Origin of the sequence: Nocardioides sp. CCNWLW216, from assembly GCF_037120545.1 — a bacterium.
Lineage (GTDB): Bacteria > Actinomycetota > Actinomycetes > Propionibacteriales > Nocardioidaceae > Nocardioides > Nocardioides lianchengensis.
This window is the reverse complement of record NZ_JBBBBJ010000004.1, coordinates 223,881-245,836: the sequence shown is the minus strand read 5'-3', so window position 1 is coordinate 245,836 and position 21,956 is coordinate 223,881. Positions and strand designations below refer to the sequence as shown.

Here is a 21,956-nt window from a genome sequence, read left to right as displayed (position 1 = left end):
ACCCGACGCTGATCGAGGTGCGAAGGACGAAGTCCTGAGCCTCGAAACCCGTATTACCGACCGACAGCCTCGATCACGGCCGACTCCCGACCCACCGGGTTTCGAGGCTCGCTCCGCTCGCACCTCAACCAGCGTGGAGGGGCCAACCGCGCCCGGATAGGTTCGGGGCATGCAACCGCCCGTCGCCGAGAAGCGCCCCACCACCCGCGAGATCCACGGCCACACCCGCGTCGACGACTACGAGTGGCTGCGCGACAAGGACGCGCCGGAGGTCACGGCGCACCTCGAGGCCGAGAACGCCTACACCGAGCACCGGACGGCTCACCTGGCCGACCTGCGGCAGTCGATCTTCGACGAGATCAAGGCCCGCACCCGCGAGACCGACCTGTCGGTGCCGACCCGCAACCGCGGTCACTGGTACTACTCGCGCTCCTTCGAGGGCAAGGAGTACGGCGCCAGCTGCCGCGTGCCGATCAGCGGGCCCGACGACTGGACGCCCCCGCAGCCCGCCGCCGAGGCGAAGCCCGACGAGCCCGCCCTCCCCGGCGAGCAGGTCCTGCTCGACCTGAACGAGCTGGCCGAGGGCCACGAGTTCTTCTCGCTCGGCGGCTCGGCCATGACCCTCGACGACACCCTGCTCGCCTATGCCGTCGACACGGTGGGCGACGAGCGCTACACGGTGCGCTTCCAGGAGGTCGCCACCGGCGCCCTGCGCGACGACGAACTGACGGGGGTGATGGGTGGCGTCGTCTGGCACCCGAACGGGCTCGACTGCTACTACTCCACGATCGACGACTCCTGGCGGCCCGACAAGGTGTGGCGGCACCGCCTCGGCACGCCGCAGGCCGACGACGAGCTGGTCCTGCACGAGCCCGACGGCCGGTTCTGGACCGGCATCGGCCGCAGCCGCAGCAACCGGTTCCTGATCACCGCCACCGGCTCGAAGACCACCTCCGAGTACCGCTACCTCGACACCGCCGACCCGGACGCGCAGTGGGTGCTGTTCAGCGAGCGGCGCGAGGACCTCGAGTACAGCCTCGAGCACGCCGTCCTCGGCGGCGAGGACGTCTTCCTGGTCCACCACAACGCCACCGGACCCGACTTCGAGATCGGGGTCGCGCCGGTCGCCCCGACCGCGCCGGAGGACTGGCGGGCGCTGGTCGCCCACGACCCCGCCGTACGCCTCGAGGGCGTGGACGCCTACGCCGGCCACCTGGTGATCCACCAGCGCAGCGACGGCCTCACCCAGCTGCGCATCGTCGAGCTGGGTCCCGACGGCGCGGGCGATGACTACCTCGTCGAGTTCGACCACGAGGTCTACACCGTCGGCGCCGGCGGCAACCCGGTCTTCGACCAGCCGACCGTGCGGCTGGGCTACACGACCATGGCGGTGCCCTCGTCGGTCTACGACTACGACGTCCGCACCCGCGAGCTCACCCTGCTTCGCCGCGCTCCCGTGCTGGGCGGCTACGACCCCGCCGACTACGAGGAGCACCGGCTCTGGGCCACCGCCGAGGACGGCGAGCAGGTCCCCATCTCCGTCGTCGTGCGCCGCGGGGCTCGCGAAGGGGTCGGAGGCGGCACCCAGCCCGTCCCCACCATGCTCTACGCGTACGGCGCCTACGAGATCTCCACCGACCCCTACTTCTCCGTGGCCCGCCTCTCCCTGCTCGACCGCGGCGCGGCCTTCGCGATCGCCCACGTCCGCGGCGGCGGCGAGCTGGGCCGCCGCTGGTACGACGACGGCAAGCTGTTCTCGAAGCAGCACACGTTCGGCGACTTCATCGCCTGCGCGCAGCACCTGGTCGACACCGGCTGGTCGACGCCCGAGACCCTCGTCGCCGAGGGAGGCAGCGCCGGCGGGCTGCTGATCGGCGCGGTGGCCAACCAGGCGCCCGAGCTGTTCGGCGGCTTCGTCGCCGAGGTGCCGTTCGTCGACGCCCTCACCACGATGCTCGACGCGACGCTGCCGCTCACCGTCACCGAGTACGACGAGTGGGGCAACCCGGAGGCCGATCCCGAGGTCTACGACTACATGGCCCGCTACGCGCCGTACGACAACGTCGCGCAGCGCGCCTACCCGCCGATCCTGGCCGAGACCTCCCTCAACGACACCCGGGTCCTGTACGTCGAGCCGGCCAAGTGGGTGGCCCGCCTGCGGGCGGTGACCGGCAACCCCGACGTGCTGCTGCGCACCGAGATGTCGGCCGGCCACGGCGGCGTCTCGGGTCGCTACAAGTCCTGGCACGACCGCTCCTTCACGCTCGCCTGGATCCTGGACCGGATGGGCCTGGCCGACCGCTGAGCGTCGCCTCGTCGGGGTGGGGCCCTGAGAAGTCCCTGAGAGTTGGGAATCCCGGCAACTCGTAGGCCTTCCCGCACGTCGTCTCAGGTGTAGGCCCCGTCGGGTTTGGCCAGGGAATCCTCTGGTCACCTGGGGCGTTGACGACGATGTGGGCCGGCAAACAGCCGGGGTCACAGAAGCTAGGAGGGCCCCATGGCAACACGAACCGCACCTGCGGGGGGACGCGAGATCGAGGGTCGCGACAGCGTCGGCCTGTACCTCGACGAGATCGCCCGCAACGCGCTTCTCGACGCGGCCTCCGAGGTCGAGCTCTCCAAGACGATCGAGGCCGGGCTGATGGCCGAGCACCTCCTCGCCGAGGGTCGGGTCGGTCGCCGCAAGGGCGGCGCCCCGATGACGGCCACCCAGGAGGAGCTCGAGTGGCTCGCCGAGGAGGGCCAGAAGGCGATCGACACCTTCATCACCGCCAACCTCCGCCTCGTCGTCTCCATCGCCCGCAAGTACGGCCGGGCGCAGATGCCGATGCTCGACCTGATCCAGGAGGGCAACACCGGCCTGATCCGGGCGGTCGAGAAGTTCGACTACACCAAGGGCTACAAGTTCTCGACCTACGCCACCTGGTGGGTCCGCCAGGCGATCACCCGCGGCATCGCGCAGCAGGCCCGCGTGGTCCGACTGCCCGTGCACGTCGTCGAGGAGCTCAACCAGGTCGGCGGCGCCCGTCGTACCCTCGAGCGCCAGCTGGGCCGCGACCCGGAGCCGCACGAGATCGCCACCGAGCTCGGCATGGACGTCGACCGGGTCCTCGACCTGATGGCGTGGGGTCGCGAGCACGTCAGCCTTGACTCCCCCGTCGACGAGGACGGCGACACCAGCCTCGGCGACCTGATGGCCCAGGAGACCTCGCCCGGTCCCGACCTGTCATTCCTCGACGTGGAGGCCCGCGACCGTCTGAACAGCCTGGTCGGCCACCTCGACGACCGCGCGGCCGACATCATCCGATCGCGCTACGGCCTGGTCGACGGTCGCCAGCACAAGCTCGCCGACATCGGCGCCAAGCACGGCATCTCCGCCGAGCGGGTGCGCCAGCTCGAGCGGGAGGCGCTGCAGAAGCTGCGCCGCATCGCCGACCCGGACCTCGCGGCCTGACCGGTCACAGATCCTCGGCACCTGACGGACGCCCCCGCCCACCGGCGGGGGCGTCCGTGCGTCTCAGGACCGCTCGAGCAGCGCCCGGCGCAACACCGCGCCATCGGCGTCGACGAGCTCGACGACCGCCTCACGCGTGGCCAGACCCTGATCCCAGATGAGGATGGCGACCCCCGCCTCGACCCGGTCCTCCACAATCCGACCGGAAGGATCGGTGAGGCGCACCAGGGCCGCCGTCGGATCGGCGACCCAGCCGCCACGCACCCCGGCCTCGGCGGCGCCGGGCGGATCCGACCCCCACCCGCCCCAGGCCGCCCAGATCGCCTCCGGTCCGACGCCGTCGGGTGCTCCGGACGACCACCCGCCGGACGAACGCCAGATCCCGTCCTCCCGGCGCCGCAGTCCCGCGAAGCCGCGGAACGACGAACCGTCGCTACGGCGACGCGCGATGTAGGCGACGGCCGCCATGTCTCCGTGCTGACGCTCGCGGACGACCTCGACCTCCTGCGGCAGGACGCCTCGCTGCGCGACCACGCTTCCGACAGCCAGGCCGCGGAGGTCAGTCACCGGCGCCCTCGCGCCGCTCGTGCAGCCGCTGCTGCGCGGCCTCCAGGTAGGTCAGGCAGGGCGCCTCGGCGCCGGGGTGCTTCTCGACCAGGTGGAAGGTCCAGCGGTCCATGGCCGCCATGAACCCGTCGTCGCCCTGCCGGTGCGTCGACCAGGGCTTGTCGCCCTTCGAGGTGCAGGTGGTGCAGCTGATCTTGTAGAGGAACTGCTGCTCTCCGCCGAGGTCGATCTTGACCTTCGCCAGCGGCCCGGCCTCGACCGCGGCCTTCCGCTCGCGCGCGGACCGGCTCGCCACCATCGTCGTACCCCTCGTCGTCGGAGCAGCCACCCTAGTCGGGAGAATGGCCGCGTGCAGATCACGCCCGACCCGCTGACCTCCCCGGAGATCGTCGCCTTCCTCCAGGCCCACCTCGACCAGATGCGGGCCACCTCCCCCGCGTGCAGCGTGCACGCGCTCGACCTCGCGGGACTGCAGGCGCCCGGCATGCGGTTCTGGTCGGCGTACGACGACGGCGAGCTGGTCGGCTGCGCGGCGCTGAAGCGGTTGACCGACGACCACGCCGAGCTGAAGTCCATGCGCACCGCGCCGCACCGCACCCGGCAGGGCATCGCGGCCGCCGTGCTGGCCTTCGTGCTGGACGAGGCCCGGGCGGCGGGGTTCGCCAGGATCAGCCTCGAGACCGGCTCGCAGGACTTCTTCGCCCCGGCACGGGCGCTCTACGCACGGCACGGGTTCACGGTCTGCGAGCCGTTCGGGGACTACCGGCCGGACCCGAACAGCACGTTCATGACCCGGCTGCTGTGAGCTCCGCGTGGACCGCTTGCACCCGGGCCCGCAGGTCCGCGAGCGTGCCGGTGTTGTCCAGGACGTGGGTGGCGATCGCCAGCCGCTGCTCCCGGGTCGCCTGGGCGGCGATCCGGGCCTCCGCGTCGGCCCGCTCCATGCCGCGGTCGTCGACCAGTCGCTGGACCTGCGTCTCCACCGGCACGTCGACCACGAGCACCGCGTCGAAGGTGTCGGCCCGACCGGACTCGGCCAGCAGCGGGATGTCGTGGACGACCAGCGCCCCCGCGGGCGCCGAGGCCTCGAGCGCGGCGTACCGCTCGAAGACCAGCGGGTGCACGATCCCCTCGAGCACCTTCCGCCTCGCCTCGTCGGCGAAGACCACCTTGCCGAGCGCCGGCCGGTCCAGGTCGCCCTCGGGCGTGAGCAGCTCCGCGCCGAACGCCTCGACGACGGCGGCCAGGCCGGGGGTGCCCCGCTCGACGACCTCGCGGGCGAGCTTGTCGCCGTCGATGATCACGGCACCGTGCTCCTCGAGCATCGCCGAGACCGTGCTCTTGCCCGAGGCGATGCCGCCCGTGAGTCCCACCCGCATGGCGCGATCCTAGGAGGCGTCCACCAGCAACCGGAGGATCCGGTCGAGTTCGGCCCGGTCCTCGGCGGCGAGCGGCGCGAGCAGCTCGCCGGCCGCCGCGTGCCGGGCGTCGTCGAGCAGCCCGCGCAACCGCAGTCCCTCGGGCGTGGGTACGACAGTCGTCGCCCGCCGGTCGGCGGGGTCGGGGCGCCGCTCCACCAGCCCGCGCGTCTCCAGCGCGTCCACCACCTCGGTCGCCGAGCGGGCCGCGATGTGCAGCCGCTCGGCGAGCGCGGAGAGCCGGGCCCCGTCCATCTCGACGACTGTGCGCAGGGCCCGGGACTGGCCCGGGGTCACGTCCCACTCGGCCAGTGCGGCGCCGTACCGCTGGCGCAGGGTGCGGGCGAGCACCATCAGCAGGTCACCGGTCGAGTCGGTCGCGGGCACGGGAATGATCCTAGCAATGCGACAGTTACCCTCATGTTGAGGAAGCCTCAGTAAAGAATCGAGGTGGTCGAGTGCCACGCCCCTCCACGCACACCCCCGAATCCCGCCGCGCCGATCGGCGCCAGCTGGCCGAGTCTCCCGTGTCCCTGCGCCGCATCGCGCGGCTGTTCGCGCCGTACCGCCGCCGGCTCGCCGTGGTCGTCGCGCTGATCGTGGTCAGCTCGCTCGTCGGTCTGGCCCAACCCTTCCTGGTGCGGCACGTCATCGACGAGGCGCTCCCCCGCCAGGACGTCCGGCTACTGCTCCTGCTCGTCGCCGGGATGGTCGGCGTCGCCGTCGCGACGGCCGCCCTCGGCGTCGTGCAGACCTGGCTGTCGACGACCGTCGGCCAGCAGGTCATGCACCGGCTGCGCTCGGACCTGTTCGGCCACCTGCAGCGCCAGTCGGTCGGGTTCTTCACCCGGACCCGCGGCGGCGAGGTGCAGTCGCGCATCGTCAACGACATCGGCTCCATGCAGTCGGTGGTGACGAGCACGGCCACCTCGGTCGCCGCCAACGTCACCGTGGTCCTTGGCACCGCCGTCGCGATGGTCGCGCTCAGCTGGCGCCTCGCGCTGATCTCCCTCGTGGTGCTGCCGCCCGCCGTCGTCCTGACCCGCCAGGTGGCCCGGATGCGGCACGCCGTCACCGCCGCCCGCCAGGCCCGGCTCGCCGACCTGCACGTCCAGGTCGAGGAGGGCCTCTCGGTCGGCGGCGTGCTGCTCACCAAGACCCTCGGCGCCGGCCCGGCGCTGTCTCGCCGCTTCGACGACACCTCGGCCGACCTGGTCGGGCTGGAGGTGCGCTCCCAGCTCGCGGGCCGCTGGCGGATGGCCACCATGAGCATCGTCTTCGCCGCCGTCCCGGCCGCGCTCTACCTCGCCGCCGGCCTGCCGGCCACCTCGGGCGGGATGACCATCGGCACCCTGGTGGCCTTCGTGGCGCTGCAGAGCGCGCTGTTCCGCCCGCTCATGGGCCTGCTCAACGTCGGAGTCGACCTGACGGCGTCGCTGGCCCTGTTCAGCCGGATCTTCGAGTATCAGGACCTCCCGGTCGAGATCGCCGACCCGGCCGACCCGACGCGTCTCGGCGACGTCCGCGGCGAGGTCCGCCTCGACCACGTCACCTTCTCGTACGGCGGCGCCGACGTGCTCCACGACGTCGACCTGGTGGTGCCCGCCGGCACCTCGCTCGCCCTGGTGGGTGCGACGGGCAGCGGCAAGAGCACCCTGGCCGGTCTGGTCGCGCGACTGCACGACCCGACGGCCGGCGCCGTACGTCTGGACGGGGTCGACCTGCGCGACCTGGCCCTCGCCGACGTCGCGTCCGCGGTCGGCGTCGTCACCCAGGAGAGCTACCTGCTGCACGCCTCGGTCCGCGACAACCTGCGGCACGCGAAGCCGGACGCCACCGACGCCGAGATCGAGGCGGCGGCTCGGGCCGCCCGCATCCACGACCTGGTCGTCTCGCTGCCCGAGGGCTACGACACCCTGGTCGGCTCCCGCGGGCACCGGTTCTCCGGCGGCGAGCAGCAGCGGCTGGCCATCGCCCGCACCCTGCTCCGCGACCCGCGGGTCCTGGTCCTCGACGAGGCCACCAGCGCGCTCGACAACACCACCGAGCGCGCCGTGCAGGCAGCGCTCGACGAGCTCGCCCACGGGCGGACCACGATCACCATCGCCCACCGGCTCTCGACGGTCCGCGACGCCGACCAGATCGCGGTCCTCGACCACGGCGCGGTCGTCGAGCTCGGCACCCACGAGGAGCTGCTCCTGCGCGGCAGCCGGTACGCCGAGCTGGTGCGCGGCGGCCTCGAGCAGCCCGTCGCCGCGTGAGCCCTAGGCCGAGAACGCGCGCCGGTACTGCTGCGGACTGACCCCGCGCACGCGTGAGAAGTGGTGCCGCAGGGTGGCGGCGTTGCCGAAGCCGACGTCGTCGGCGATCCGCTCGATCGAGCGCTCGGTCTGCTCGAGCAGCTGCTCGGCCCGCAGCACCCGCTGTCGGGTCACCCAGGCGTGCGGGGTCGCCCCCACCTCGTCACGGAAACGCCGCGCGAAGGTCCGCGGCGACATCAGCGCCCGCCGGGCGAGCGAGTCGACGTCGAGCTCGTGGTCGAGGTTCTCCACGACCCACTGCTGCAGCGCCCCGAACGTCTCGCCCGTGCAGTCGGGCACCGGGCGCGCGATGAACTGGGCCTGCCCCCCGTCCCGATGCGGGGGTACGACGATCCGCCGCGCGGTCGTGGCCGCCACGCGGGCGCCGTACAGGTCGCGCATGAGGTGCAGCGACGCGTCGATGCCGGCGGCCGAGCCCGCCCCGGTGAGGATCGGGCCGTCGTGGCAGTAGAGCACGTCCGGGCAGACCAGTGCCTCGGGGTACATCGACGCCAGCCGGTTCGTGTAGCGCCAGTGCGTGGTGCACTCGCGCCCGTCGAGCAGGCCCGCCGCGCCGAGCTCGAAGACGCCCGAGCAGTGTGCGTAGAGGATCGCGCCGCGCTCGTAGGCGGCCCGGATCGCCTCCAGGACCGCCGGGTCGTGGTCGAGGAAGTCGTACTTCGGGCTCAGGCAGACCAGGTCGGCGCTCGCGACGGCGTCGAGGCCGCGCTCGACGTACAGGTCGAAGTCCGAGCGCCCGCGCACGCGCCCGGGGCGCGGGGTGCAGACCTGGAAGTCGAAGACCGGGTTGTCGTCGTCGGCGTGGTAGGGCTCGCCCCACACCTCGACGAGGGACCCGAGCCCGAAGGCCTCGGCACCGTCCTGGACCACGACCGCGACCGTCTGCACCTGTTGCACGGCACCGATCCTCGCACAGGTCTGGCAGAAAAACGACGGAGAGTGACTTTTCTGCCACTGTGGCAGGAAGTCAGGGAGGCGCAAGATACTGCCATGACCTTCTTCTACCTGCTGCTGGCCCTCGCCGCCACGCTCGCGTTCCTGACCATCCGGACGATGATCCACGACAGCCGGGGCACCCGGCGTCCCCCGCGCTCCCACTACGACGACCCCGCGTTCCACGGCCCCGGCTACCTCGTCTGAGGTGCCGCCGCCACCGAGCCCCGAGACGCCGAAGGCCCGGCCACCGTGAGGTGGCCGGGCCTTCGTGCGTGTCGTGCTAGGTGGAGCTGGCGATCAGCTCGCGCCGCCGGTCAGCTTCTCGCGGAGCGCCTGCAGCGCCTCGTCCGAGGCGAGCGAGCCGCCCTCGGCCGCGCCACCGGTCTCGACGTCCACGTCGCCACCGCTGGAGTACGACGTGGCCTCGCCGGCCTCGACCTCGGCCTGCTTGGCCTCGGCCTGCTGCTTGACGTGGGCCTCCCAGCGGGCGTGCGCCTTGGCGTACTGGTCCTCCCAGGTCGCGCGCTGCTCGTCGAAGCCCTCGAGCCACTCGCCCGTCTCGGGGTCGAAGCCGTCGGGGTAGACGTAGTTGCCCTGCTCGTCGTACGTGGCCGCCATGCCGTAAAGGGTCGGGTCGAACTCCTCCACGTCGGTCGCGGCCGCGGTCTCGTTGGCCTGCTTGAGCGACAGCGAGATCCGGCGACGCTCGAGGTCGATGTCGATGATCTTGACCATGACGTCGTCGTTGACCTGGACGACCTGCTCCGGGATCTCGACGTGACGCTCGGCGAGCTCGGAGATGTGCACCAGGCCCTCGATGCCCTCCTCGACGCGGACGAACGAGCCGAAGGGCACCAGCTTGGTGACCTTGCCCGGCACGATCTGGCCGATCTGGTGGGTCCGGGCGAAGTGCTGCCACGGGTCCTCCTGCGTCGCCTTCAGCGACAGGGAGACACGCTCGCGGTCCATGTCGACGTCGAGGACCTCGACGGTGACCTCGTCGCCCACGGCGACGACCTCGGACGGGTGGTCGATGTGCTTCCACGACAGCTCGGAGACGTGCACGAGGCCGTCGACGCCGCCGAGGTCCACGAACGCACCGAAGTTGACGATCGAGGAGACGACGCCCTTGCGGATCTGACCCTTCTGGAGCTGGGTCAGGAAGCCGTGGCGAACCTCGGACTGGGTCTGCTCGAGCCAGGCACGGCGCGACAGGACCACATTGTTGCGGTTCTTGTCGAGCTCGATGATCTTGGCCTCGAGCGTCTGGCCGACGTACGGCTGCAGGTCGCGAACGCGCCGCATCTCCACCAGCGAGGCGGGGAGGAAGCCGCGGAGGCCGATGTCGAGGATGAGGCCGCCCTTGACGACCTCGATGACGGTGCCCTCGACGACGCCGTCCTCCTCCTTGACCTGCTCGATGGTGCCCCAGGCGCGCTCGTACTGGGCGCGCTTCTTGGACAGGATCAGGCGGCCTTCCTTGTCCTCCTTCTGGAGAACGAGGGCCTCGACCTCGTCACCGACCGAGACGACCTCGGACGGGTCGACGTCGTGCTTGATCGACAGCTCGCGCGAGGGGATGACGCCCTCGGTCTTGTAGCCGATGTCGAGGAGGACCTCGTCGCGGTCGACCTTGACGATGGTGCCGGCGACGATGTCGCCGTCGTTGAAGTACTTGATCGTCTCGTCGATGGCGGCGAGGAAGTCTTCTTCAGAACCGATGTCGTTGATCGCGACCTGGGGCGCGTCGTAATCGGGAAGAATCGAGATGGTGCTCGTCATAAGGGAAGTGATTCCTTGGTGGGCAGAAGTCGTGCGGGCACGCTGAGAAGTCCTGTTTCACTACCGATGGAGTCGTGCGCGGCCCCGGATGACGGGAGCGGGCGGGCGATAGCGAGCGAGAGTCCGCTCCGTCCGGGACGCAGGCAGACCTCTGGCGCAGAAGCCAGCGTACGCCGCTGCGATCACCTGCGTCCAACCAGCGTGACCCCTGCGGGACACCGGAGTCCCGACCGGTGACGGCGTGGTGAGGATTTCCTTCGCATGGACCCCGGGACGAGGGGTACCGCCCCCGCGGCACCGGACGACGCATGGGACCTCAGCGCCGAATGTCGGGGGTGAGGGTGTCGGTCGGGGCCGGCCCATCCCGACTGCTGTCTGGAGCTCCCTCCAATGCCACTTCGTCGACCCCTCGCCGCTGCCGTCGCCCTCGCGACCGCCGGCTTCATCACCGTCGTCGCGGTCCCGGCACCGAGCGCGTCCGCCGCGCCGCTGCCCGCGCCGTACGACGCCTCCGCCTCGGGCGAGATCGTCCGCCTCGACGCAGACCTCGCGACCTTCGACCTCGCCGACATCGGGATCGGCCACGCCGACGCCGACGCCGACAGCGAGCGCGACGGCGGCGACACCACGGCCCGCAGCAGCAACCTGTCCGCCGCGGTGGCCGGGCTCCCGCTTCCTCTCGACGAGGTGACCTCGGTCGCCCCGCCGACCGGCAGCAGCGCCGACGAGATCCCGACGGCGAACATCCCCCCGCTGCTGCGCCTCGGCGTGGTGGAGGGCGAGACGACGGCGCGCTACGACTCCGACCAGGCGTGCCCCACCGACTCGGGTGACGGGCGGCTGCTCTCCCACGCGCGGACCCGGCTCGCCGGCACCACGGTCGGCAACCTCCAGCTGGCACCCGGTGTCGGGACGACCGTCGCCGCGATCGGCGCCTCGACCACGACCTCGACGACGCGACTGGTCGACCGCGACGGCGGTGGGCAGGCGGTCCGGTCCCAGGCCACCAGCGAGATCGGCGACATCGCGCTGCTCGGCGGACTGCTGACGGTGAACGTCGCCGATCCGGTGACCCTCACCGCGACCTCGGACGGCAGCGCCGGCACCACGACCAGCAGCACCCCGACCGCGACGGTCGAGCTGGCGGGCGGGGAGGTCATCGACCTCGCCGACCAGCCGAACCAGACGTACACCACCGACCTGACCGTGGCCGGCCTGGCCAGCGCCGCTGTCTCGATCGGGCTGGTCACCGCCGAGGACACCTCCTCGGGGGCCACCGGGTCCGGCCGCCTCGACGCCGTCCTCTCCATCAGCGTCGACCTGGACCTGCTGCTCGGCGCGGTCGACCTCGCCGACGTGAACCTGGACGTCTCCCCCATGGCCGTCGACGCGACGGCTCCCGCGGGCGGGGTCGAGTGCACCCCCGCACCCCCGGCGACCGACACCGACGGCGACGGCCTCAGCGACGAGCAGGAGACCTCGGGCTCGGAGAACGACGCCCACGACAACGAGCCCACCGACCCCGACGACGCCGACAGCGACGACGACGGGATCGACGACGGCGACGAGATCGCCGACGGTACCGACCCGAACGACCCCAACGACCCGGTGACGCCGCCGGGACCCGACACCGACACCGACGGCGACGGCCTCACCGACGCCCAGGAGCTGAGCGGCGCGGCGAACGACGCCTTCGGTGGCGCCGCGACCGACCCGCTCGACGCGGACTCCGACGACGACGGCACGGTGGACGGCGCCGAGACCGACGGCTCGGCCAACACCGCGTTCGACGGCGAGCCGACGAACCCCCGGGCGGCCGACACCGACGGGGACGGCCTCACCGACACCGAGGAGACCACCGGTTCCGCGAACGACGCCCACGACAACGAGCCCACCGACCCGAACTCCGCGGACACCGACGGCGACGACTCCACCGACGCCACCGAGGTCGCGGCCGGGACCGACCCGAACGACCCTGCCGACCCGAGCGGCACGGACCCGGGCACGGACTCGGACGGGGACGGGCTCAGCGACGTCGAGGAGACGTCGGGCTCCGAGAACGACGCCCACGACAACGAGCCCACCGATCCGGAGGACGCGGACAGCGACGACGACGGCACGGAGGACGGCGCCGAGACGGACGCCGGCACCGACCCGAACAACGCCGACACCGACGACGACGGCCTCACCGACACCGAGGAGACCTCCGGCTCCGCGAACGACGCCCACGGCAACCAGCCCACCGACCCCACGGACGCCGACAGCGACGACGACGGGATCGAGGACGGCGCCGAGACCGACAACGGCACCGACCCCAACGACGCGGGCGACCCCGAGGACCCGGGCACGGACTCCGACGGTGACGGGCTCACCGATGCCGAGGAGATCTCGGGCGTGCAGAACGGCGCGTACGACAACGAGCCGACCGATCCCGACGACGCCGACAGCGACGACGACGGGGTCGAGGACGGCGCCGAGACCGACGCCGGTACCGACCCCAACAGCGCCGACACCGACGCCGACGGCCTCGACGACGCCGAGGAGGGGCCGCTCGGCACCGACCCGACCGACGCCGACACCGATGACGACGGGCTGAAGGACGGTCAGGAGACGACCGGCTCCGAGAACGACGCCTACGCCAACGAGCCCACCGACCCGGTGGACGCGGACAGCGACGACGACGGGCTCACCGACGGCCAGGAGACCTCGGGCTCCGAGAACGAGGCGGGCGGCTTCGAGCCGACCGACCCGAACGCGGCCGACAGCGACGGCGACCAGGTCGGCGACGGCACGGAGGTCGTCGGGGGCACCGATCCCAACGACCCGACCGACCCTGGCGACCCGACGGGTCCCGGCACGCCGGGCGACACCGACGGCGACGGTCTGAGCGACCTCGAGGAGGTCGCGGGCACCGCCAACACCCAGTACGGCAACCAGCCGACCGATCCGAACGACGCCGACAGCGACGACGACGGCGTCCCGGACGGCCAGGAGATCGCCGACGGGACCAACCCCAACAACCCCGACACGGACGGGGACGACGCCGGTGACGGTCAGGAGGGGACGATCGGCATCGACCCGACCAGGGCCGACACCGACGGCGACGGCCTCGCCGACGGCGAGGAGCTGAGCGGCTCGCGCAACACCCGCTACGGCTCCAAGCCCACCGATCCCAAGCGCCGCGACACCGACGGCGACGGGTTCACCGACGGCGTCGAGGTGCTGGGCAGGATCCGGGTGCGCGACCGGGTGACGTCCTGCACCGGACGGACCCGGACCATCGGTCGGGTGTTCACCAACCCGCGCAGCACCGACACCGACCGCGACGGACTGCGCGACCGTCAGGAGGTCCGCGGTTGGCGGATCAAGCAGAAGGTCGTGGTCAGCAAGGCCGGCCGGAAGGTGAGGATCGGCGTCGTCCGGACCAACCCGGCGGTGCGCGACACCGACCGCGACCGGCTGACGGACCGCGAGGAGATCAGGGGCAGCCGGAACCGGAAGTTCGGCCGCGCCAAGACGGACCCGGGCCGGTGCGACACCGACCGCGGCGGCGTGTCCGACGGTCGCGAGGTCCGACGGGGCACCGACCCGGCCGACTGGGGCCTGGGCCGCCCCCAGTGACGACCGGGGCGTGGGACGTCAGACCCCTCCGTCCCACGCCCCGGCCTCGCCGGTCGCGCCGATCACCCGCACCAGACGGTCGGCCCTGGCAGCGACCGGGTTCGCCTCCGGGCGCGCCGCCAGGTCGACCAGCGCCCAGAGGTCGGCGGCCCGGGCGAGGGCGAGCGCATCGGCCGGGTCGACGTCGCGGCGCTCGCCGTACTCCTGGAGGACGGCGGTGGTGAGGACCGGGTCGCGCTCGAACCGCAGCAGGTTGCCGAGGTCGGTGAACGGGTGGCCGGCATGGGCGAACTCCCAGTCGACGAGCCCAGTGACCTCGAGCGTGTCCGGGTCGACGAGCAGGTTCTTCGGGTTCAGGTCAGCGTGCACGAGCACCCGCCGCGAGACCGTGTCGAGCAGGTCCTGCGCGTCCGCCGCCACGGCGCCCAGCTCCGGGCGCACCGTCGCGACCAGCTCGGGCAGGCCGTCGGGCAGGCCCCAGTCCCCGATCCGCAGGTCGCCGTCGACGAACGGGCCGTCACTCAGTTGTGGCATCCCGCCCAGGTCGGCGACCAGGCTCCCGAGCCGACGCCCCAGCAGCCGACGGCCCGCCTCGTCCAGGTCCGGCAGCAGCAGGTCGCCCCGGACCCCGGGCAGGTACGACGTCACCAGCAGCGCCGGCATGCCGCTCGCCGGGTCGGCCCGGCGCAGCTCGAGCACCTCGGGCACCGGCAGCAGGCCGCGCACCAGCCGCAGCAGCGCCGCGTCGACCTCGGCGGCGGCCGGACCGCGGTGGCCGTCCTCGGCGTACACGCGGACGACGGAGCGCTCCCCCGCGACCTCGGCCAGAAAGGTCTGGCCCGACCAGCCGCCCGGGAGCGGCTCCAGCGACGCAGCGGCGAGGTCCACGACGCGATGCTGTCACGACCGCCGGGGGCTACCGTCGTCCCATGCACCCGATCGTCGGCGCCGCGCTCCTCCCGTGGCGCGTCGGCCACGCCTTCACCCTGACCACGCTCCAGCTCGGCCGGCTCGCGGCCGCCGACGGACCGCTGCGCCGACCCGGCGGGTACGCCGAGCAGCTCGGCCGGCTGCTGGACCGGCTGCTCGCCGAGGGCGGCGCGCTCGACCGGCTGCTGGCCGAGGGCGGGGCGCTGGACCAGCTCGTGCAGCGCGAGGGCGCGCTGGACCGCCTGCTCGCCCCGGGCGGCGCGCTGGACCGGCTGACCACCCCGGGCGGCGTCCTCGACCGGGTCCTCGAGCCCGGCGGGCTGGCCGACCGGGCGCTCACCGAGGACGGCTTCGTCGAGAAGCTGGTCTCCGAGGGCGGCACGCTCGAGCAGCTGATCGGCCTGGGCGAGACCCTGGAGGCGATCCGGCCCCAGCTCGCCGAGCTGGCCGCGCTGATCCCCTCGCTCGGCGAGTCCGCGGACGCCCTCGGCCGGGTGGTCGGCCCGCTGGGCGACCTGGCCGGGCGGATCCCGCTGAGCCGCCGCAAGGTGGGGGCCGGCGCGTGAGCGCCATGCTCGGCGACGCCGGCGCGCCCGACTCCCGCCACCACCCCGACCTGCCGCCGTTCCGGGCCGAGCGGCGCAGCGTCGGCGAGGACGAGTCACGGCGGGCCAACGGGCCGGACTGGGACCGCTACGCCGACGAGTACCAGGCCACCCACGGCGCCTTCCTCGGGGACGCCGGCTTCGTCTGGGGCCCCGAGGGCCTCACCGAGGCCGAGGCCGGGGTGCTCGGCCCGGTCGCGGGCCGCGACGTCCTTGAGATCGGCTCCGGCGCCGGGCAGTGCTCGCGCTGGATCCGGACGCAGGGCGGCCGGTCGATCGGGCTGGACCTGTCCCACCGCCAGCTCCAGCACGGCCGCCGCCTCGACGACTCGACCGGCGTGGGCGTGCCGGCCGTGCTCGGGACGGCCACCGCACTGCCCTTCGCGGACGGCTCCTTCGACGTCGTCTTCTCGTCCTTCGGCGCGCTGCAGTTCGTGCGCGACCTCGACGTGGCGGTCGCCGAGGCGGCCCGGGTGCTGCGCCCGGGTGGCCGCTTCGCCTTCTCGATCACCCACCCGACCCGGTGGATGTTCCCCGACGACCCGACCGAGGACGGCCTGGTCGCGAGCCAGTCCTACTGGGACCGGACGCCGTACGTCGAGGTCGACGACGCCACCGGCGACGTCACGTACGTCGAGCACCACCGCACCCTGGGCGACTGGGTGGAGGTGCTGGCCGTCGCCGGCTTCCGGATCAGCCGGCTGCTGGAGCCCGAGTGGCCCGCCGGCCACGACCGGGTGTGGGGCGGCTGGTCAGCCGTGCGCGGGCGGCTGACCCCCGGAACGGCGATCGTCGCTGCGGACCTCGGCGATCAGTCGACGGCGACCCACGTCGGCCGCTGACCACGCCGTCCCGGCTCGGCTGGCGACCTGGCCCAGCAACCAGGCGCTTCCCGCGACGAGGGCCACCGTCGCCAACACCGCGACGACCGCCGCCACGCCGGTGGGCTGGTCGACGAGGCGTCGACCGACCGTCACCGCCACGAACGGCGACCAGGCGACGAGCAGGTACCAGTGCCGTCCGGGCACCGCGACCGCGTCCCTCCCGAGCAGGTCGACGGCCAGCGTGCGCGGGTCCGGCACCTGGACCGCGGCCAGGGCCGCGAGCGCCGTGAGGACGGCCACGGTGGGGGCGAGGACCCTGAAGGTCTCCTCCACCGTGACCATGGACGCCGCCAGGACCGTCCCCACGAGCACCAGAGACGATCCGCCGAGCACGGCGGCCGCCGTGGCCGGGGACGACCGGAACCGCATGCTCAGCGCTGCAGCCGCGGCCCCGAGGAAGAAGGCGTCACCGCGCGTCACCGTGCCGAGGGAGACGGCGAACCACCCCTCCTGGTCCAGGACGACCACCCGCTCGACCGCGCAGGCGACCGCGGCGACGCCCAGTACGGCCGCCAGCGCGATCGGTCGGCGTCCGAGCACGGCGACGAGGACCAGGACGACCAGCATCAGCTGGACGAGGACGCTGAAGAACCACAGTGACGTCAGGTCGGCTCGCCCCGATCCCGGGTTGTCCCGCAGCCACAGGTTCCACCCGAAGGAGAGGACTCGCAGGACCGACCGCGAGGTGGTCGACCAGTCCGCACCGTCGCTGTCGTCGGTCGCGTCGACCACCACGGCCCCGGCACACACCAGGGCGACCGCCGCGACCACGAGGCCGAGGTCGCCGGCCCCGCGGCGCAAGGCCGGCAGCGGCCCTCGGGGTCGTGCCTGCAGGACCCGCGTGGCGAGACTGAACCCGGCCAGGGCGAGCAGCATGGCGACCGCCACGTTGCCCCCGGTGACCAGGGCGTCGAGCGGGCGCGCCGCCGCCCAGGTCTCGGTGGGGACCAACCGACCCGCCTGGGCCAGCACGTAGAGGACCGCCGCACAGCCCTGCAGCGCCAGTACCAGTCGCAAGCGGGACCCACGCGCCGTCATGAGCGGACCACGTCCGGTGTGCTCGCGGCCGGCGTGCCGACGCGGAAGACGGGCCGGGTGGCGAGCAACCGGCGCACCGGCTCGTCGACGTACCGCTCCATCACCAGGACGACCACCACCAGGATGGCGAGCGCCAGCAGCGCCCGAGCCTGCCACCGCCAGTCGGGCGTGTGCTGGGTGACCACGAGGATGATCGGCAGGTGCCACAGGAAGATGGCCAGGGACGCCTTGCCCAGCCGTCGCAGCGGAGCCCAGGCGAGCAGCCGGGAGACCCTCGTGGGCTCGTCCAGCTGCCAGATGGCCAGCACCACGATCCCGGACACCGCGGTGAAGGCGACGGACCACGGACCGAGGTAAGCGAAGTCGGCGAGCTCGGGCAGCACCAACTTGAGCACCGCCAGGGCCAGTGCAGAGATCCAGAGCAGGTGACGCCAGCCCCGCAGCTTCGCCGCCACCGGGATCAGCAGTGCGACCACCACTCCCCAGACCAGTCCATCGGCCCGCGTCGTGGTCAGCGAGGAGGCCACCACCCAGCCGCGCTCGTCGAGCGTCTCCTGACGCCACCAGTAGATGACCCCGCAGAGGACCGTCAGGGCGACGACCAGGAACCAGCGGTACCGGCGCACGAGGATCGGCGCCAGCAGCAGCGGCAGCACCAGATAGCACTGCTGCTGCACGCTGAGGTACCAGAGGTGCCCGAGCTCGCTGCGCACCGAGAAGAAGTCTGTCTGGCCGTACTCGTTGTAGGTGTAGGTGAGCACGTGCAGGACGTTGTTCGCCATCACCTCGCCCGACGGTGGGTCGGGGTCGAACTGCACGGCCACCGCCACCGCAGCGCAGAGCAGCACCAGTTGCGCACCGAGCCGGACCAGGCGACGCAGATAGAACCGCCACGGGTCGAAGGTGCCGCGCTCGCGCTCACGCACGAGCCCATGGGTGACGATGAACGACCCGACCACGAAGAAGACGATGACGGCGCCGCCCCCGAGCAGCCCGTTCAGGACCGGGACGTCGTACACCGACCCGTGGGGCCAGAGCACCCCGCCGGCGTGGTTCACGACCACGGAGACGATGACCAGTCCCCGCAAACCGTCGAGGGCGGCTACCCGGGTCGCCCCACGGGGCGCCCGAGCAGCCGCCTCTGACATCGCAGCAGCGTACCCCTAGGCCTTGGTCAGCTCGGACTGACGAGCCCGGTTCTTCGGGGCCGGCGTCTGGTTGCGGCCGAGGATCAGCAGCGCCAGACCGATCAGCAGGAGCGGGATGCCGACGATGTAGGCGATCAACGGGACGGTCGACGTCGCCAGCTTCAGCAGGTCGGCGTCACCCCCGATGTCGTCGACGTTCTCCTTCACCTGGGCGTCGGTGAACGAGAGGTTCAGGGTCAGGAACGGCTCGTCGTTCGCCGTCCGGACCTGCTCGCTCACCTGGTCGACGATCTGACCGGTACGCGGCTCGATCCACAGGTCGGTGGTCTCCTGGTAGGTGCCCTCGAGACCCTCCGCGATCGTGATCGGCGCCGGCTCGGTCTCCACGTGGAACACGTAGGTCTCGAGTCCGTCGACCTTCTCGGTCTTGGTGTACTCCGCGGTCGCCGTGCCCGGACCGATGAAGTAGGTGTAGTCCTTCTTCTCGGTGTCGAAGGGGAACTTGTTCACCTGTCCCTCGTGCTCCTCGGCGTCCGCCGGGAGGTACTTGGGGTCGTTCACCGCCTCACCGGTGGTCCGATCGGTGGCGAAGTCGTCGAAGCTCGCGCTGAGCAGGCGGTTCAGCGGGTCGTCGGCCGAGACGCAGTCCCCGACGTCGTTGGTGTCCTTGACCAGGCAGGTCGACGTCTTGAAGACGACCACCTCGTCGTCCGACTTCTCAGAGTCCGCCTTCGTCGTGCTGGTGGCCTTCACCGCGAAGGGCGAGATGCCCTGGGCGGTGTACTGGATGGCGTCTCCAGAGAGACGGGTCACGGAGTCCACGTCGAGCGGCGTCTTCTTCAGCTGCCCGGCGGCCCAGGTCTGGGCGAGGATCGCAACGATCACGAGAAAAGCGCCGAGGAACGCACAGACGGCACCGATGGATTTGCGCACGAAAACCCCTCCCAAAGCACGTGCAAGGTCGGCTGACAGTAGCAGCCGTCACACTCTGCTGGTACGCATTGCGCAACTTGTTGTTCACATGTCGGAGATGCCCGATGCGCTCCCCGCTTAGGGTGCAGCCATGACCATCCCCGTGCCGGAGCGCCCGTCGCAACGGATCGCCTTGTTCGACGGCTTGCGCGGCATCGCGCTGGTGCTCGTGGTGCTCTCCCACGTCTGGCACATCTCGCCGTGGTTCCTGCAGCGGATGTTCGACGCCGAGGGCGAGACGGGCCACGCCTGGTCGCAGTTCCTCGGCTACCTCTTCAGCGCCGGCAACTACGCCGTGTCCATCTTCTTCGTCATCGGCTCGTTCCTGGTCACCCGCGCGATGCTGCGCCAGGCCGCGTCAGCGACCGGCCTGCTGCCGGGCGTCAACGTGGTCCGGCGGTTCACACGGCTCAGCGGGCAGCTGTACTTCCTGCTCCTGATCTTCGTCCTCTACACCGCGATCGAGCAGCCGACCGAGGACGGCACGTCGACCAGCGGTTCGGTGCTCAGCGCAGCCACGTACACCTGGAACATCTACCTGCACGACAACCTGGAGGCCGCGCGCGCCGACATCGGCCAGCTCTGGTACCTCTCGGTCGACTTCCAGGTCTTCCTCCTGGTCCTGGCCCTGGTCTGGCTGCTGCGCCGGCACCCGGGAGGGCTCGTCGTGGCGCTCGCCGCCGCCTGGTTCGGTCTGGTCCTGTGGCGCGCCGACATCCAGGAGTACGACGGCTTCTGGGCCCTGACGCGCACGTGGGCCCGGGGCGACGCCCCGGTGGCCGGCGCTCTCGCGGCCGCGGCCATTCCCTATCTGGGTGCGGTTCGCCCCTGGGCCCGACCCGCGACCGTGGTCGCGACGCTCTCCCTGGTGCCGCTGGTCCCGTGGACACTCGGCCTCGAGGCCTACTTCGGCCTTCCCGGCGTCCTGCTCGACGTCGTGCTGATGATCATCGTCGTGGGAGCGACGCTCGTCGCACCTCCACGGTGGCTGGTGGCCGGCGTCGGATCACGACCGCTGGCCTTCCTGGGACGACACTCGCTGAGCATCTTCCTGTGGCACCTGCCGATGATCTTCCTGGTCTCGCGGCACACCGACGACTGGCGGGAACCGGCCAGGATCCTCCTCGCCCTCTTCTTGACCCTGATCGGCGTGCTCGCCAGCGAGCTGCTCGTCGAGCGTCACGTGCAGCGCTTCCTCGACTCGCCCCGATGGGGCGAGACGGACCAGGGACTGCTCCGGTTCGTGGTCCGGGTCCTCGACCGCCGGCTGTCGCGGGGAGCCACGCCGACCGGCTCGCTCGATCCCACTGAACGGGACCGAGCGCGGCCGAGCAGCGGCTCCGAGGTCTGAGCGACCTCTCAGCGCTTGCGGCGCAGCCTGTCGACGCGCGCGAGCGCCTTCTGGACCCGTTCGTCGGAGATGCCCAGCCGACGCTTCGCCCGGTCGTAGAGGTCCAGCGCCGTCCGGTCCGCGGCGATCGCGGCCTTGCGGGCGACGCTCTCCTCGGGGCGGGCCTGGTAGTTGGTCGAACGCCGGACGGCGTTCTCCTCCTCGGTGAAGTAGTAGAGCGCCATCGACCGGCGGGCCACGTCGGGCGGACAGGTGAGGCCGTCGGGGTGACCGTGGAAGGTGTCGACATCGGTGGTGAACACCAGCATCCGGTTGCCGGCCGGCGTGACCCGGGCCTGGCAGGACGTCATGTCCTTGTCCCAGAGCTCCAGCTTGCCGCCCCACTCGTCGCGCCACTCCTCGTTGAGGTAGAGCAGGATGTTGACCCGCCGCGCCCAGTTCTCGTGGTCGTGGTGCGTGGTGAAGTCGGCGTGCACGTTGAGGTGACCGCCGCGCAGGGTCTGGTGCAGGCCGCCGCCGTCCATCGACCAGTCCGGCATCAGGTTCTCGATGCCGGTGAGCTTCTCCAGGAACGCCACGAACTCCGGCGAGCAGAACTCCTTCGCCACGTCGTGCAGGGTCGGGCCCCACACGTCGGGCTGGGTGTGGGAGTACTTCGTCTCGTTGACGTGGATGTAGCCCTTCCAGAACGGGTCCTCGATCCCGGGGAACTCACCCATGGCCTTGTCGAAGGCGGCCGGGGTGAGGACGTCGTCGAGAACGATGTGCGGGAAGGGCGCCGCCGACTGGTAGGCAGCGGCCTGGGAGTCGATGTTCGCTCCGAGCCGGGCGAAGTCGATCAGCGTCAGGTCAGGCATGTGTCGATGATGCCACCGAAAACGGACAGGTGACGAAACTTCCGAGTAACATCCGGGAAGGCACCTACGAGG

At 71.9% G+C, this 21,956-nt stretch carries 20 protein-coding genes; 9 read left to right on the top strand and 11 right to left on the bottom strand.

Annotation, left to right across the window (positions count from 1 at the left end; translation table 11 throughout):
- The first annotated feature begins 169 nt into the window (after nt 1-169).
- Both V7S47_RS11335 and V7S47_RS11330 read left to right on the top strand, forming a co-directional pair.
- Nucleotides 170-2,305 (top strand): S9 family peptidase, encoded by a 2,136-nt coding sequence (locus V7S47_RS11335; RefSeq protein WP_336561644.1) that lies wholly within the window; start codon nt 170-172, stop codon nt 2,303-2,305.
- Between the two features lie 192 nt (nt 2,306-2,497).
- Complete coding sequence (locus V7S47_RS11330; RefSeq protein WP_090854828.1) at nt 2,498-3,454, top strand: sigma-70 family RNA polymerase sigma factor; 957 nt, start codon at nt 2,498-2,500, stop codon at nt 3,452-3,454.
- A 63-nt stretch (nt 3,455-3,517) separates the two neighbouring features.
- Here V7S47_RS11330 and V7S47_RS11325 read toward each other — a convergent pair whose 3' ends face one another.
- Together V7S47_RS11325 and V7S47_RS11320 are read right to left on the bottom strand one after the other, a co-directional pair.
- Complete coding sequence (locus V7S47_RS11325) at nt 3,518-4,021, bottom strand: hypothetical protein (protein ID WP_336561643.1); 504 nt, start codon at nt 4,019-4,021, stop codon at nt 3,518-3,520.
- On the bottom strand, nt 4,014-4,319 hold the full coding sequence (locus V7S47_RS11320; RefSeq protein ID WP_336561642.1) for a hypothetical protein: 306 nt from the start codon (nt 4,317-4,319) through the stop codon (nt 4,014-4,016). The genes V7S47_RS11325 and V7S47_RS11320 overlap by 8 nt, the downstream gene beginning before the upstream one ends.
- 51 nt (nt 4,320-4,370) lie before the next feature.
- On the opposite strand from V7S47_RS11320, the gene V7S47_RS11315 reads away from it, so the two are divergent.
- Nucleotides 4,371-4,826: a GNAT family N-acetyltransferase gene (locus tag V7S47_RS11315; protein WP_336561641.1), complete on the top strand. Its 456-nt coding sequence runs from the start codon at nt 4,371-4,373 to the stop codon at nt 4,824-4,826.
- Here the strand turns inward: V7S47_RS11315 and coaE are convergent.
- Together coaE and V7S47_RS11305 are read right to left on the bottom strand one after the other, a co-directional pair.
- Complete coding sequence (gene coaE, locus V7S47_RS11310) at nt 4,807-5,400, bottom strand: dephospho-CoA kinase (RefSeq protein ID WP_336561640.1); 594 nt, start codon at nt 5,398-5,400, stop codon at nt 4,807-4,809. The genes V7S47_RS11315 and coaE overlap by 20 nt on opposite strands.
- A 9-nt stretch (nt 5,401-5,409) precedes the next feature.
- Nucleotides 5,410-5,826 (bottom strand): MarR family winged helix-turn-helix transcriptional regulator, encoded by a 417-nt coding sequence (locus V7S47_RS11305; protein ID WP_336561639.1) that lies wholly within the window; start codon nt 5,824-5,826, stop codon nt 5,410-5,412.
- Between the two features lie 140 nt (nt 5,827-5,966).
- On the opposite strand from V7S47_RS11305, the gene V7S47_RS11300 reads away from it, so the two are divergent.
- Nucleotides 5,967-7,700 (top strand): ABC transporter ATP-binding protein, encoded by a 1,734-nt coding sequence (locus tag V7S47_RS11300; RefSeq protein ID WP_336561638.1) that lies wholly within the window; start codon nt 5,967-5,969, stop codon nt 7,698-7,700.
- Nucleotides 7,701-7,703: 3 nt separating this feature from the next.
- On the opposite strand, the gene V7S47_RS11295 is transcribed toward V7S47_RS11300, so the two are convergent.
- Nucleotides 7,704-8,657 carry a GlxA family transcriptional regulator gene (locus V7S47_RS11295; RefSeq protein WP_336561637.1) on the bottom strand — a complete coding sequence of 318 codons (954 nt, stop codon included), beginning with the start codon at nt 8,655-8,657 and terminating at the stop codon, nt 7,704-7,706.
- A gap of 93 nt (nt 8,658-8,750) precedes the next feature.
- Here V7S47_RS11295 and V7S47_RS11290 point away from each other — a divergent pair, with 93 nt between their 5' ends.
- Nucleotides 8,751-8,900 carry a hypothetical protein gene (locus V7S47_RS11290; protein ID WP_170867015.1) on the top strand — a complete coding sequence of 50 codons (150 nt, stop codon included), beginning with the start codon at nt 8,751-8,753 and terminating at the stop codon, nt 8,898-8,900.
- 93 nt (nt 8,901-8,993) lie between these two features.
- Here V7S47_RS11290 and rpsA read toward each other — a convergent pair whose 3' ends face one another.
- On the bottom strand, nt 8,994-10,478 hold the full coding sequence (gene rpsA, locus V7S47_RS11285) for a 30S ribosomal protein S1 (RefSeq protein ID WP_090854810.1): 1,485 nt from the start codon (nt 10,476-10,478) through the stop codon (nt 8,994-8,996).
- A gap of 390 nt (nt 10,479-10,868) precedes the next feature.
- On the opposite strand from rpsA, the gene V7S47_RS11280 reads away from it, so the two are divergent.
- Entirely contained in the window at nt 10,869-14,099 is a 3,231-nt protein-coding gene (locus tag V7S47_RS11280; RefSeq protein ID WP_336561636.1) for a hypothetical protein, read from the top strand.
- 18 nt (nt 14,100-14,117) lie between these two features.
- On the opposite strand, the gene V7S47_RS11275 is transcribed toward V7S47_RS11280, so the two are convergent.
- Nucleotides 14,118-14,987, bottom strand: a complete 870-nt coding sequence (locus V7S47_RS11275) for a phosphotransferase family protein (RefSeq protein WP_336561635.1) — start codon at nt 14,985-14,987, stop codon at nt 14,118-14,120.
- Nucleotides 14,988-15,028: 41 nt separating this feature from the next.
- Between V7S47_RS11275 and V7S47_RS11270 the strand changes: the two genes are divergently transcribed.
- Nucleotides 15,029-15,595 carry a hypothetical protein gene (locus V7S47_RS11270; RefSeq protein WP_336561634.1) on the top strand — a complete coding sequence of 189 codons (567 nt, stop codon included), beginning with the start codon at nt 15,029-15,031 and terminating at the stop codon, nt 15,593-15,595.
- A 5-nt stretch (nt 15,596-15,600) separates the two neighbouring features.
- Complete coding sequence (locus V7S47_RS11265) at nt 15,601-16,476, top strand: class I SAM-dependent methyltransferase (RefSeq protein ID WP_336561883.1); 876 nt, start codon at nt 15,601-15,603, stop codon at nt 16,474-16,476.
- On the opposite strand, the gene V7S47_RS11260 is transcribed toward V7S47_RS11265, so the two are convergent.
- From V7S47_RS11260 to V7S47_RS11250, 3 genes are read right to left on the bottom strand one after another with little or no spacing between them, the layout of a single operon-like run.
- Nucleotides 16,387-17,535, bottom strand: coding sequence for an acyltransferase family protein (locus tag V7S47_RS11260; RefSeq protein WP_336561633.1), 1,149 nt, complete (start codon nt 17,533-17,535; stop codon nt 16,387-16,389). The genes V7S47_RS11265 and V7S47_RS11260 overlap by 90 nt on opposite strands.
- Before the next feature lie 17 nt (nt 17,536-17,552).
- Entirely contained in the window at nt 17,553-18,704 is a 1,152-nt protein-coding gene (locus V7S47_RS11255) for an acyltransferase family protein (protein ID WP_336561632.1), read from the bottom strand.
- Between the two features lie 15 nt (nt 18,705-18,719).
- The gene (locus tag V7S47_RS11250; protein ID WP_336561631.1) at nt 18,720-19,637 is read right to left on the bottom strand and encodes a DUF3068 domain-containing protein; all 918 of its coding nucleotides are present in this window, start codon (nt 19,635-19,637) and stop codon (nt 18,720-18,722) included.
- 130 nt (nt 19,638-19,767) lie between these two features.
- Between V7S47_RS11250 and V7S47_RS11245 the strand changes: the two genes are divergently transcribed.
- On the top strand, nt 19,768-21,027 hold the full coding sequence (locus V7S47_RS11245; RefSeq protein WP_336561630.1) for an acyltransferase family protein: 1,260 nt from the start codon (nt 19,768-19,770) through the stop codon (nt 21,025-21,027).
- Nucleotides 21,028-21,035: 8 nt separating this feature from the next.
- Here the strand turns inward: V7S47_RS11245 and V7S47_RS11240 are convergent, their stop codons facing one another.
- Nucleotides 21,036-21,884 (bottom strand): 2OG-Fe(II) oxygenase, encoded by an 849-nt coding sequence (locus V7S47_RS11240; protein WP_090854794.1) that lies wholly within the window; start codon nt 21,882-21,884, stop codon nt 21,036-21,038.
- Nucleotides 21,885-21,956 lie beyond the last annotated feature (72 nt).